The sequence below is a fragment of the Enterococcus sp. AZ048 genome (assembly GCF_051715125.1).
In the GTDB taxonomy this organism is placed as follows: Bacteria; Bacillota; Bacilli; order Lactobacillales; family Enterococcaceae; genus Enterococcus_A; species Enterococcus_A gilvus.
Genome location: NZ_JBIOTD010000001.1, coordinates 1399155 through 1412530, shown reverse-complemented (window position 1 = coordinate 1412530; position 13376 = coordinate 1399155). Strand labels below are relative to the sequence as shown.

General features: G+C 38.4%; 12 protein-coding genes. 4 read left to right on the top strand and 8 right to left on the bottom strand.

Annotation, left to right across the window (positions count from 1 at the left end):
• Nucleotides 1-10: 10 nt before the first annotated feature.
• Together argC and IGI66_RS06965 are read right to left on the bottom strand one after the other, a co-directional pair.
• Nucleotides 11-1042 (bottom strand): N-acetyl-gamma-glutamyl-phosphate reductase, encoded by a 1032-nt coding sequence (gene argC / locus IGI66_RS06970; RefSeq protein ID WP_438848210.1) that lies wholly within the window; start codon nucleotides 1040-1042, stop codon nucleotides 11-13.
• Between the two features lie 208 nt (nucleotides 1043-1250).
• Nucleotides 1251-2924, bottom strand: a complete 1674-nt coding sequence (locus IGI66_RS06965; protein WP_438848208.1) for a formate--tetrahydrofolate ligase — start codon at nucleotides 2922-2924, stop codon at nucleotides 1251-1253.
• 174 nt (nucleotides 2925-3098) lie between these two features.
• On the opposite strand from IGI66_RS06965, the gene IGI66_RS06960 reads away from it, so the two are divergent.
• A complete protein-coding gene (locus tag IGI66_RS06960; protein ID WP_086303815.1) occupies nucleotides 3099-3299 on the top strand; it encodes a cold-shock protein in 201 nt (66 codons plus the stop codon).
• 81 nt (nucleotides 3300-3380) lie between these two features.
• On the opposite strand, the gene IGI66_RS06955 is transcribed toward IGI66_RS06960, so the two are convergent.
• Nucleotides 3381-3803, bottom strand: a complete 423-nt coding sequence (locus IGI66_RS06955) for an EbsA family protein (protein ID WP_438848206.1) — start codon at nucleotides 3801-3803, stop codon at nucleotides 3381-3383.
• Between the two features lie 35 nt (nucleotides 3804-3838).
• On the opposite strand from IGI66_RS06955, the gene IGI66_RS06950 reads away from it, so the two are divergent.
• Nucleotides 3839-4225 carry a ribonuclease HI family protein gene (locus tag IGI66_RS06950; RefSeq protein WP_010780791.1) on the top strand — a complete coding sequence of 129 codons (387 nt, stop codon included), beginning with the start codon at nucleotides 3839-3841 and terminating at the stop codon, nucleotides 4223-4225.
• Here IGI66_RS06950 and cls read toward each other — a convergent pair.
• The 3 genes from cls to IGI66_RS06935 all read right to left on the bottom strand — a co-directional run bounded on the left by cls (nucleotide 4220) and on the right by IGI66_RS06935 (nucleotide 9897).
• Nucleotides 4220-5680, bottom strand: coding sequence for a cardiolipin synthase (gene cls / locus IGI66_RS06945; protein WP_301517241.1), 1461 nt, complete (start codon nucleotides 5678-5680; stop codon nucleotides 4220-4222). The two genes, IGI66_RS06950 and cls, sit on opposite strands and share 6 nt — an antisense overlap.
• A 262-nt stretch (nucleotides 5681-5942) precedes the next feature.
• Nucleotides 5943-8576: an alanine--tRNA ligase gene (gene alaS, locus IGI66_RS06940; protein WP_438848203.1), complete on the bottom strand. Its 2634-nt coding sequence runs from the start codon at nucleotides 8574-8576 to the stop codon at nucleotides 5943-5945.
• A gap of 268 nt (nucleotides 8577-8844) precedes the next feature.
• A complete protein-coding gene (locus tag IGI66_RS06935; RefSeq protein WP_114524406.1) occupies nucleotides 8845-9897 on the bottom strand; it encodes a DUF7278 family profilin-like fold-containing protein in 1053 nt (350 codons plus the stop codon).
• Nucleotides 9898-9967: 70 nt separating this feature from the next.
• Here IGI66_RS06935 and IGI66_RS06930 point away from each other — a divergent pair, with 70 nt between their 5' ends.
• Nucleotides 9968-10408 (top strand): GNAT family N-acetyltransferase, encoded by a 441-nt coding sequence (locus tag IGI66_RS06930; protein WP_438848201.1) that lies wholly within the window; start codon nucleotides 9968-9970, stop codon nucleotides 10406-10408.
• A gap of 18 nt (nucleotides 10409-10426) precedes the next feature.
• Here IGI66_RS06930 and IGI66_RS06925 read toward each other — a convergent pair whose 3' ends face one another.
• Nucleotides 10427-11776 (bottom strand): DEAD/DEAH box helicase, encoded by a 1350-nt coding sequence (locus tag IGI66_RS06925; RefSeq protein WP_114524404.1) that lies wholly within the window; start codon nucleotides 11774-11776, stop codon nucleotides 10427-10429.
• 1 nt (nucleotide 11777) lies between these two features.
• Nucleotides 11778-12926 (bottom strand): VanZ family protein, encoded by a 1149-nt coding sequence (locus tag IGI66_RS06920; protein ID WP_438848200.1) that lies wholly within the window; start codon nucleotides 12924-12926, stop codon nucleotides 11778-11780.
• A 126-nt stretch (nucleotides 12927-13052) separates the two neighbouring features.
• Here IGI66_RS06920 and IGI66_RS06915 point away from each other — a divergent pair, with 126 nt between their 5' ends.
• Complete coding sequence (locus IGI66_RS06915) at nucleotides 13053-13367, top strand: hypothetical protein (RefSeq protein WP_438848199.1); 315 nt, start codon at nucleotides 13053-13055, stop codon at nucleotides 13365-13367.
• Nucleotides 13368-13376 lie beyond the last annotated feature (9 nt).

Genomic DNA, 13376 nt, shown 5'->3' with positions numbered 1-13376 from the left:
TCCGACTTTTTTAAGGGTAAATAGGGACTAGTTTCAATCCAGTCGTTTCTGGCCAGCCCGCTAAATGATTGAGATTATGAACAGCTTGTCCAGCCGCTCCTTTAACCAAGTTATCTAAAACAGTGACAACAGTAATGATATTCGTGACTTCGTTGTAAGCGACCCCGATATCACAATAATTTGAGCCGATAATTTGACGCAAATTAGGATAACTATTTTGCTCTTGCATTCGAACAAAAGGTTTCGATTGATAAAATCGTTGAAATAAGTTCAAAAGCGTTTCTTGGGTCAGTTTTTCCTTACTCCGTGCGTAAGTCGTAATAAAGATTCCTCGCGTCACTGGAATCAATGAGGTTGAAAACTGAATCGCTGGGATATGCGTGTTCCATTTCTTTAATTGCTGCATAATTTCCGGGATGTGCTGATGACTATTCATTTTATAAAGTGTCATATTTTCATTGCTGTTTACGAAATGGCTTGATTCCGATAAATTTTTCCCTGCCCCCGATAGGCCCGACTTCGCGTCCACGATGATGGAGTTTTCCTCAATGATTTCCTCTTGCACTAATGGGGCTAATGAAAGTAAAGTTCCTGTTGCATAACAACCAGGATTAGCAATCAAGTTTGAAGAGGGACTTGCATAAAAATCTGCCAATCCGTAATGAGCGTCTTGTAAAAGTTCGTAGGGTGCGCTTGAATTTTTATACCATTTTTCATATTGCCCATTCGCCTTTAAACGAAAATCCCCTGAAAGATCGATCACTGGAAAATTTGCTTCTATAAAAACTGTTGCAATTTCCTTCGAAATCCCTGAAGGAGTAGCAAAGAAAACAAGGTCAGCCTTTTCCATAATTTTAATAGGATCTATAGGTTCTAAAGGAAGGTCCAATAGACGATTAAGATGCGGCAAATATTCATCAATATCTTTACCGTTTTGAGAGTGACTGTGAATCGAACTGATTGCTACATTTGGATGCTGTAGTAGGATGCGTACCAATTCTATACCACTATAGCCTGTCACCCCGATAATCGAAACGTTCATATTAATACCTCCTTGCAGTTGCATAATAATACGATTAGAACACTGCTATTTCTGATGATTATACGTGGAGTGTTTATACAAGTCAATGGTTTTTTATAAAAAAATTCGTCTATTTTTGATATAATATGCAATAATGAAGAATAATATACAAAAAAAGAGCGAACACTCCTTTCTAATGAGTGCTTGCTCTTTTTATCAAATGAAAAATCTAGAATAAGCCAACGGCATTGCCGTCATTGTCAACATCCATATTTAATGCTGTGGGTTTTTTTGGTAATCCAGGCATTGTCATAACATCACCTGTCAAAGCCACAACGAATCCGGCACCGATTTTAGGTACGAATTCTCTGATCGTTACATCAAAATCGATTGGCGCGCCTAATTTACTTGGATCGTCTGACAAAGAATACTGTGTTTTAGCCATACATACTGGCAAACGGTCCCATCCGTATTTCTTAAAGCTGGCTAATTGCTGTTGGGCTTTCTTACTATAGATTACGTCGTTTCCGCCATAGATTTCACGTACAATCGTTTCAATTTTCTCGTTAAGATCATCATGGTCTCTGCTGAAAATCGAATGAAAGCTGTTTTCTTCTTTGGCAATAGTCTCTACTACAGTCTCAGCTAATTCGATGCCACCGTCTGGACCTTTTTCCCATACGCTTGCTAACTCAACCTTAACATCTTCTTGTTGGCAAAGCTCTTTCAGTAGCGCAATCTCTTTATCTGTATCACTGATAAATTCGTTGATTGCTACAACAACCGGCAATCCGTACTTTCTCATGTTGCGAATATGCTTAGCCAGATTACTGAAGCCTTTTTTCAATGCATCCAAATTTTCAGCACTTAAGTCTGTTTTAGCCACCCCTCCATGCATTTTCAGTGCACGTATTGTGGCAACGATGACCACAGCGTCTGGAGCTTTCCCTAAACTTGGAACTTTGATATCTAGGAATTTTTCACCACCAAGATCGGCACCAAACCCTGCTTCAGTGACAACATAATCGCCGCAATGTAGTGCAGCTCGTGTCGCTAAAATACTGTTGCATCCATGAGCGATATTAGCGAATGGGCCACCATGAACAAAAGCAGGTGTCTGATAGATTGTCTGTACGAGGTTGGGTTTGATCGCATCCTTTAAAACAAGCGCCAAAGCTCCTTCGACTTTTAAGTCTCCTACCGTAATCGGTTCGCGATCAAATGTATAGGCTACAACAATATTTGAAAGACGACGTTTTAAGTCATCGATGCCTGTGGAAAGACATAGAATTGCCATGATTTCACTAGCAACTGTGATGTCAAAACCATCCTCACGAGGAACTCCATTGATCGGCCCACCTAAGCCAACAGTGATGTGTCGTAACTCACGGTCATTAAGATCGACGACACGTTTCCAAATCACACGACGCGCGTCGATATTCAATTCATTTCCCTGGTGAATATGGTTATCCAATAAGGCTGATAAAGCATTATTGGCCGTTGTGATTGCGTGCATATCTCCGGTAAAATGCAAATTGATATCTTCCATTGGCAGCACTTGGGCGTAGCCGCCGCCAGTCGCTCCCCCTTTGATCCCCATAACTGGACCTAAGGAAGGCTCACGCAATGCAATTACTGTTTTTTTACCGATTTTATTTAATGCATCTCCTAAACCAATTGTTACTGTTGATTTCCCTTCTCCGGCTGGAGTAGGGTTGATAGACGTCACAAGGATTAGTTTTCCTTCTGGGTTCTTTTTCATCCGTTCTAAAGCATCAAACTCAATTTTTGCTTTATATTTACCATGTAGTTCAAGATCATCAAAGGATAAATTGATTTTTTCCGCAACTTCAGTAATTGATGCTAAAGTTGTTGCTTGAGATATTTCGATATCAGATTTCATAAAAACTCCCTTTCCCGAACGTTACTCAGAAAAATACACTTTTTTATTCGTTCCTTCTTATTATAACGAATTTTTTCGAGAAAAACAGCACTTAGATCTGGGAATCTTATTGATTCGCAATTTTCGTTTCCATCACGTATAATAAAACCAGCAATGACAAAGGGGTGTTGTTTAATGAATGAAGGCACTGTAAAATGGTTTGATGAGAAAAAAGGGTATGGATTTATTACCTACGAAGAAAATCAAGAAGTTTTTGTTCACTTCACCGCTATTGAGGATGAGGGATTCAAAACGTTGGAACCTGGAGACGAAGTTGAATTTGTGATTGTAGAAGGTGCTCGCGGAATGCAAGCAGCTCACGTAAAAAAGAAATAAACGAAAAGATCAGTTGCGGCTGATCTTTTCGTTTATTTAGTAATGCTAGCTATCTTGTTAACTCAATAAATTTACGAGCCGTTAGCTTTCAGTATGTTCTTTTACCTCGATCTCAGGATAGAATGCTTCAAAGTCTTTGATAAATGCTGTCCTTCTTTTTTTTCGCATGGCGAAATGAAAAGATGCACCACTGAGTCCTTTTCGTTGGATGATCACACCATCTTTACAAAGAGTTAGATAATCGATGTGCTCTCTAAGAACGGTCTCACGACGCCAGACTCTGGCAAAGCGAATTTTTATACCCGATTCGTCCATCGTTAAATAGCGATGAAGACCAACAACGCCAAATAAAAGAAACAGTCCGATGAAAATATTGCCCTTTAGATAAGGATGCGTTTTTTCCAAGGTCAAAATCAATCCATAAAAAAGAATGATAAAAGTGATTGACCAATAAATAATGCTAATTGATAGCTCAGGCTGCCAAAAATAGCGCTTTTTTTTCATTTGTATACTCCTACTCTAAAAAAAGGATGATGATAATGTTAAAAATTTTTACCGATGCAGCCACAAATTTAGAAAGAAGCGGTGGTGGCATCGTTATTATTTCTGATAAACAAAAACAGTTGGCAATTCCAATGACAGAAAAAAATAACCATCAGGCTGAGCTTGCTGTCATTCTTTACGCATTGAACTATTTAGTTGATCATCAACTAAATGACCAATCTGTTTTGCTCTATTCAGATAGTAAAACCGCAATAAAAATTTTAGACCAAGGACAAACAAAAAACAAGCTCTTCTTACCATATTTATCAGAGTTTAATGAACTTGCGCCACTTTTTCCATTATTGATTCTTCAATGGATTCCTGAAGCCAAAAATAAAGGGGCGGACAATCTTGCCCGCCAAGGTTTACGTAAAGAGTTATAAAACGGGTGATAGTAAGCGAGAGAAACGTTGCTTGAAATTCAACCAGTGGGATTGATTGGCAATCATTTCATCTGTTAATTCGATACAATCTTCCATATCCTCTTCAAAAATTTTGCGGAATAACTGCGCAATTTCTGGATCATAGATGAAGCTGCTCACTTCAAAGTTTAATTCATAGCTACGAATATCTTGGTTTGTTGAACCAAAAGTGGCTAATTCATCATCAACAACAATTGTTTTAGAATGAATGAATCCATCTGCATAATGGTAGATCTTTACGCCGCGCTGATGCAGATAATTCGCATAATACTGAGTTGCGCGATAAATAAATGGATGATCCGGCATGTTAGGAATCATAATTCGAACATCAATGCCCGAGCGGACAGCAATTAGAATCGCTGAAATCATCGTTTCATCAGGTACAAGGTACGGGCTTTGAATCCACACGCTTTTTTCAGCCGCTAAAATTAAGCGAACAAAGCCATCTTTAATAATCTGTTCGCTCGAATCAGGACCATCTGCTACAATCTGCATTGGGACACCTTTTTCAATTTGGCGTTGGGGCAGCATAAAATACTCCGGCAAATAAGCCATTCGGTCTGATTTATTAGAGACAGATGCATTCCAGTCACGAATGAAGACTTCCTGCAAAGTGAAGCTCCCCGTTCCTTCAATTCGACCATGTGTATCCCGCCATTTACCAAAACGCTCTGACTCCCCCAAATATTGATCGCCTACGTTGAAACCACCGGTCCATCCGATTTGTCCGTCCACCACCACTATTTTTCGATGCAAGTGATAGTTTAAGCGAGTTTTAGCTAAAATATTTTTAGAGGTGATAAACGGTGTGACTTTTCCGCCATTTTGAATCAGCGTTTCAAAAAATTTTTTATTTGTTTTTGGCGAGCCCCATGGATCATAGATCATTCGTACTTCAATACCTTCTGCTGCTTTTTCTTCCAAAATACGCATAAAGCGATTTCCGATCCGATCATTAAAAAAAGCATAGTATTCAACGTGGATCGAACTTTGAGCCTTGCGTAAATCCTGAAACAGGTGCTCAAATTTTTCTGTACCATCTAAGAAAAATTCAACCTCATTTCGAATCGCAAGCGGCGACTCATCTAAGTTTTTAAAGTATTTGACTAGCGACGTTGCTGCTGGATACAATTGTTCGGGCTCGTTGTAGTCCACGTGACGGTTGTCTTGCTGGATGATTTCGTTGATTTCTTTTATCTTTTTTTCATCCTCTTGTTCAAAACGGTACATCGTTTCCCCGTCAATTCCTCGCCCACAAAAAGCGTAAATCAAAAACCCGATGACCGGTAAAAAAATCAAGGTCAAAAGCCATGCCCAAATTGTAGTAATATTCCGTGGTTTACGGAAAACGGTGATAATCGCCCCTATAGCATTGGCGATAAAAATAAGAAAGATAATTTGCTCAATAATTCCCAAGTGGTCCCCTCTTTTCAAAAAAATAAATCTTCCTTTCGATTATACATAATCGTGGAATACTTTAAAAGAAACACGCTGTCTAAACACGATTTTTTTCAGTTTCACTTGTTCATCCCATTAAAAAAACACTTTTTTTATAACTTAAACCATTTAATTTCAAATTAAGTCTACTTACAAGTCAATAAAATTCTTGTTAAACGGTGAATGATCGAAAAAAAACAGACAGCATTCATAGAGTGCTGTCTGTCAAACTTTTAAATAATTAAGCTAGCCAGTTGATTACTTCTTCTAACGCGTCGGACAAACCTGCCGGGTTCTTACCGCCAGCTTGGGCCATGTCTGGACGACCGCCGCCGCCGCCGCCAACTTTTGGAGCGATTGTTTTAATCAAGTCGCCAGCCTTCAATCCTTTTTCATTTGCAGCTGGACTCATAGCAGCTAATAGGTTTACTTTTTCGCCTTGAACAGTTCCAAGTACTAAAACATCTGATAAGGCTTTTTGTTTCCATTGGTCTGCTAATTGACGCAATTGATTCATGTCTTTTACGCTAACTTGAGCAGTGATTACGGAAGTCCCATTGATTTCCTTAACATCCTTGAAGACATCGCCGGCTTGTTGATTAGCCAATTTTGTAGCCAATTGTTCGTTTTCCTTTTGAAGTTCTCTTAATTGCTGTTGGAGTTGCTCGGTCTTGCTGACTACCTCTTTAATCTGAGGAGACTTCACGATTTGGGCAACTTGTACCAACTGTTCTTCTTCTTCACGGAATGCTAGATAGGCTTCTTTACCTGTTAAAGCTTCAATACGACGAACGCCAGCACCAATTCCAGATTCAGATACAATCTTAAAGAGCCCAATATCCTCTGTATTGATGACGTGTGTGCCCCCGCATAATTCAATTGACCAGTCGCCAATATTTACTACACGAACGTCACGACCGTATTTTTCACCGAATAAGGCCATTGCCCCCATATTTTTAGCAGTGTCAATGTCAGTTTCGATCGTCACAACAGGAATGGCTTCCCAAATTTTTTGATTTACAATTTTTTCCATTTCTTTCAATTCATCCGTTGTCACTTGTCCGAAATGTGTGAAGTCAAAACGTAAATGCGTATCCGTTACTAACGAACCCGCTTGATTTGCATGATCTCCTAAAACTTCCTTCAAAGCCTTGTGTAAAACGTGGGTAGCCGTATGATTTTTGATTACTTTATTCCGGAATGCCGCATTGACTTGCAAGAAGTAGGTTGCTCCTTCTTCTAGTGAGGCAAGAACGTCTACAGTGTGCAATGCTTGACCATTCGGTGCCTTTTGAACATCTATTACGTTTGCAATGATATGCCCTTCATTATCAACAAGCACACCTTTGTCAGCAATTTGACCACCCATTTCAGCATAAAACGGCGTTTCAGCAAAGATTACTTGTGCTTCACCTTCTTTTACAGAAGAAACAAGCTCATTGTCTTTTAAAATTACAAGTAATTTACTTTCAACCTCTAAATGATCATAGCCTACAAATTGACTGTCTACTTTGATATCGCCTAACAAAGCTGTTTGAACACCCATAGATTTTTCTGTTGTACGAGCAGCACGCGCGCGTTCTTTTTGCGCCTGCATCTCTACTTCAAACCCTTCGTGGTCCACTTTCAATCCTTCGTCTTCTGCTACTTCTTCTGTCAGTTCCACTGGGAATCCAAACGTATCATATAGTTTGAAAATCACTTTACCATCTAGAGTCGTTTCTTTTTTCTCTTTTAGGTCAGCCAATACATCATTCAACATGGTCAATCCATCATTAATTGTTTCATGGAAACGTTCTTCTTCCGTACGAACTACTTTCTCGATAAACGCTTCTTGCTGTTTAACTTCTGGGTAGTAGCTAACCATTATTTCACCAACGACTGGTACTAATTTATATAAGAAAGCCTGATCAACACCTAGCTTTTTACCATGCATCACCGCACGACGCAGAAGACGGCGAAGAACGTAACCACGACCTTCGTTTGAAGGCAATGCACCATCGCCGATCGCAAAGGCCAATGAGCGAATATGGTCCGAAATTACTTTAAAAGAGATATCCATTTGCTTATCAATACCATATTTTTTACCGCTTAGCTCTTCCACCTTACTGATGATAGGTAGAAATAAATCTGTTTCAAAGTTCGTAGGTGCGTCTTGAATAATTGAGACCATCCGTTCTAGTCCCATACCAGTATCAATGTTTTGATGAGGCAACGGTTCATAAGTATCTTGTGGAGTATGATTGAATTCAGAAAATACCAAGTTCCAAATCTCTAAATAGCGTTCGTTTTCTCCACCTGGATAATTTTCTGGATCGTCTTGGGCTAAATCATTGAATTCTTCTCCACGATCATAAAAAATTTCTGAGTCAGGACCACTTGGACCAGCACCGAGATCCCAAAAATTGTCTTCAATCTCCACTACATGATCCGCAGGGATTCCTACTTCTTCTAACCAGATACGTTTAGCTTCCTTATCTTCTGGATAGACAGTGACATAAAGTTTGTCTGGCTCAAAACCAATCCAGTCAGGTGATGTTAAGAATTCCCAGGCCCATTCAATTGCTTCGACCTTAAAATAGTCTCCGATAGAAAAATTGCCTAACATCTCGAACATCGTATGATGACGGGCAGTCTTCCCAACATTTTCGATATCATTTGTCCGAATCGATTTTTGTGCATTCGCAATCCGAGGGTTTTCGGGTACGACACTTCCGTCAAAGTATTTTTTCATGGTAGCGACACCTGAATTGATCCATAGTAACGTCGGGTCATTTACAGGGACAAGTGACGCACTCGGTTCAATCATATGTCCTTTGGTTTTAAAAAAATCTAAAAACATTTGGCGCACTTCAGCGCTGGTTAATTTTTTCATTTGTTCTCCTCTTTCCTCAAAAAAAATAAAAACTACCATTGCATTCAAGGACGAAAACTCGCGGTACCACCTTGATTGCAATGATAGTTTGATCATTACCTCTTCAGCTCGTTAACGCTGAGCAGCGTTGATTTTTCAATCAAAATGTGATGGGAGCAATTTATTAAACGCAGCATGCATCTTTCAGCGATCGTGCACTTTCTGTGGAAGCGAGAGTAATAAACCTTATCCTTTTTAGAGTATAGAAAAAACTCTGTCAAAAGTCAAACTAGATCTTAATCAAAATCGCTTTACGATATAAATAGTCGCTCGGCGAGAGTACTTCTTCGTGGATCATAGTCGTTGTATTACTAAAATATGTCGACAAAGGTAGAAAATCGACGATTGGGATACCAACATTGTTCTTTTTATTGGTCAATTTCAATATGCCTGGATCTTCAGTGATCTCAAAACGTTCCATTGAAGTGTCAAAAAAAAGTCCAAACATGTTGGCGCATGCCATCATTTTGCGAACATTTTTTCCACGATAAGGGTCCTTCACATTCAGATCATTTCCCCAACGAAACAAACGTCGACTACCGGCACCGTTGATATATTCCCATTGATCTTCTGTCAGTAAATCAAAATTCTTCCTGCGTATTTTTTTTCGTAAACTTGTATAGGTATGTTTTTCATGGCTGAATACATAATAGCTGTCAGAATGAGGAATCATTTCTATATACCACCGATCCTCCTTCACAATATTTTTCGGGAAAGACCAAGTCAGACTTTCTTCTGGCGTTAAGTTTGGCGATAAAACCTCTTTGATTTCTTCTTCAAAAGACGAAAATTGGTCTGCTTCACCAGAAAAGCTTCCCGTCACAGCATCATAAATGCCTAAATAATTGGTTCCAGCGGGTAAAGCGTGACGCTGTACAAACATTGGCGGAATTTGTACTTTTCGCAAGCTCGTTGTTTTATCATTAATCAGTTCACCTAATGAATCCACGTCAAAAAAGTTGTATTTTCCACGCAATTCTTGCGGAATCGTAATTTCTTGCGCATTTGGGGCTGTTTCCAAAAGGGATAATCCTTTTGTTCCTAAATTCCAACCTAAAATAGCGTCTTTATTGCCAGGAATGAAAACAAACTCTTCTTCGTCGATTAGCAATTGAAAAGTTTGGCACTTGATACCGTATAATTCGAAATCTTTTAATTCAATATCTGAAATCTTCATTAGGGGACTCACAAAATGAAGCAAAAGCTGACTCAATAAAGTACGCTTTTCTTTAGGATTCAGTCGTTTCCAATAGGACCAGTCTAATTGATCTAATAAGTTCATAAATCTTTCTGCCTCCTCCAACACTCATATGCTAGAATTATACCATTATCATATAGAAATGAGGAAAAAGATGAAGGAATATTTTGGCGCTTTACCAGAGATACAAGCAGCTGCTTTCTATTTGCGTTATCAAGTGTTTGTTTTAGAGCAAAAAATTTCTCCAGATTTAGAATTTGACCTTCTTGATACACCCGATCGAAAATACCTAGTTTTTTTTAAAGAAAATATTCCTGTTGGGACGATTCGATACCAAAAAATTGATGCGCTTACACTAAATCCTGATCGATTATGTGTCGGTAGAGACTTTCGTAAACAAGGATTAGGCAAAAAACTTTTAAAAAGAATCGAAGAACAAGCAATTTCAGAAGGATGTATCCATTCGATTCTTTCAGCAGAAGTTAGCGCACAGTCATTTTATGAAAAATTATCGTATCGTGTAGTATCAGATGTTTTTGAAGAAGACGGTATTCCTTGTGTCAAAATGCAAAAAGACCTTGTATCCGCTAATTAGCAGATACAAGGTCTTTGATTATGAATTTGAACGCTTTTTATTTTTACGTACGCCGCGTTCTTCTTGACGACGTGCTACACGACGTTTTTGTTTGTTTGATTCTGAAATAGCTCGATCAATTTTTTTCTTATAGCCTGGTTTGATTTTTTTCTTCTTTTTCTTTACCAAACCAATCAATGTTGGATCAAGTTCATCTTTAGATTTTTCGCGCTTCTTTCGGCGATTTCGATCATATGTGGTTACAATCTCACCATTTTTGATTTCTTTTGGCTGGAAGGTGACTCCAAGATTTTCGATCAAGCTAACGTCATTTTCATCACTTGGTCCATATAAAGTGATTGCTGTACCTGACATGCCGTTTCTTCCCGTCCGGCCAACACGATGGATGAAGAAATCTAAATCTTGTGGAATCTCCGCATTAATAACATGAGATACTCCTTCAATATCTATCCCGCGCGCAGCTAAATCTGTCGCTACAACATACTGATACTCAAGATTTTGTACTTGGCGCATGACACGTTTTCGTTCCCGAGGCGAAATATCTCCATGGATCTTAGCAACTTTCAACCCTTGTGCTTTTAAGTAATCGCTGATTTCGTCTACATGTTGCTTCGTATTCGCGAAAACAATTGCTAAGTATGGATGGCCAATCGTTAACAATTGATAAATCAATCGATTTCTATCTTGACCTTTCGTAGAAATCAGCCAATTTTCGATCGTGTCCGAAATTACTGCTTTGGATTTGATCTCTTCAATGACTGGATTCTCCATATATTTCAACAGGAAAGGACGCAATTTTTCTGGAATAGTCGCTGAAAAGACAAGCATTTGAAGATGTTTAGGCAAACGTCCAGCAATTTGATCAACCTCTGCCAGAAAGCCCATATCAAGAGTCATATCTGCTTCGTCGACGACAAAATATTCTGCAGTGTGAACCTTTAACGCCTGCTCGTTCATCATATCTAGAATTCGCCCTGGCGTACCGATAGCGACGTGTGGCTGATGCCCCGTCAATTTATCCAGTTGACGACGTTTGTCCGTTCCACCAACAAAGTTTGTTACACGAATTTCTTCTGGTGAGAATTGCGCGATTTGAATTGCTGCTTGATAAATTTGTGTTGCTAATTCACGACTGGGCGCAGTAATAACGATCTGTACTTCGTCTTTTGCCGGATCGATCTTATCCATCAACGGCAGTAAAAATGTGTGTGTTTTACCTGATCCAGTCTGTGACTGACCAACGACATTTTTCCTCTTTTTAATTAAAGGAATGAGTCTTTCTTGAACAACAGTTGGTTCAGTAAAACCTTTATCCTTGATTGCTTCAAGAATAAATGGTTGAAAATTGAATGATTCAAAAGTTCGCATGTTATACCTCTTTCTTTAACGTACTAATCGTATAGGTGTGACTCGCTTTATCATGGAATAGGCGGGTTTTTCTTCTTATGAGAGCATACAATAAGTTGAATAGAAATAAAAGTAAAATTCCTAAACTCATGAATCCAAAGCTGACATAAGCTATAAATACTGTGTGGTTATTAGTTGGCAAATGTGTCATTGTAAAATTAAAAATCTGAAGTAATCCGTATGAAAGAAGATACAACGCACTATACCGTTTCACTAAAGCCAAGAAATGGATATGCTGTCGATCTTGCTCAACAACTTTAATCCGAACAACTTTTTTTCCAATTGTTTGCCCGTTCCATAAGTACATGAAAACCATAAAATAAATAAAAACTTCTAAAGTAAAGCTGACGATAGGATAGCTGATTAACGCATTGAGTTCTGTCGGAAGCAATGGTGAAAAAAGGCTCAATATGCTGCCGAATAAGCTTATCACAAACCAATCAATAATCATTGCCATTAATCGTCGCAGTAAGGAAACACGTTCGCCCTTTATAAAAGATTCTGAATCCAATTCGTTTCTTGTCGGCAAGAAAAATGTAAAAAGCGGCGCGCAAATAAATCCAAGAGTTCCGCCAATTGTGTTATGCAATAAATCGTTCACATCGAATAAGCGGTACGGACGTGGATAAATAAAATACAGTCCGCTCAATTGCGTCAATTCAAAGAACAAAGAGAGACAGAAACTGGCAAAAATTGTTTTCCAAAAAGAAAGTTTGAAATAGTATCGGCAATAGACACCAAATGGAAATAGTAAGATGATATTAAAGACTGGCTCTAAAAAAACACTTTGCTTCATGGCTGGTAAGTAAGTACTAGGCTGGTTGATTTGCAATACTGTTTGATTCATAAAATTATACCAGGATTGAAACAAATGTAGTTCATACCTCGGACCAGTCATTTGGGCAACTGTATCGATACTTGGTAAAGGCAATATTACTAAATAATATGCAGATAATAAGTAGAAAACAAACGAATATAAAATCACACTGCGTAATTTTCCTAATTGACCATACTTTCGATAATAATAAATCAAAAACGGTGCAGTGATCAGTAAAGCCAAAATCGGAAATGAGACGATCGCTGCTTTAATTGGAAAGATATAGCTGTTCATAAATGTCCCTCATTTAATAATTTTTTACCCTACTCGGTTACTTAACAAGAAGGCTTTTTCTAAGTTATGATAAAATGAAGACACGTCCAACACTTAATTAATTATTTCTAAAGGAGGTCCTCTTTCATGCTTCATCCACTTTTTGCTTTTGGTGTTCCAGCGGCTTTGATGGTCGCTTATATGGTTTTTTATTTTGCCAAAAAAATGAAAAATAGTGATTATCGACGTTTCTCTTTAACATTGATCGCTGTCTTTTTAACAACTTTTAGTTATCAAGTATACAATTACAGCCAAACTGTAGTGGCACTCACATCAGCAACAAGTTTCAAAAATAACTTTGGCTATGCTCAAACACGATTAATAGTCCCTTTTGTTCTTGGTGCTATTCTAACTGTAATCAATCTCTATTATCTTTTCCGTCAATTTAGAAAAAAAGAATAACAGGTAAGT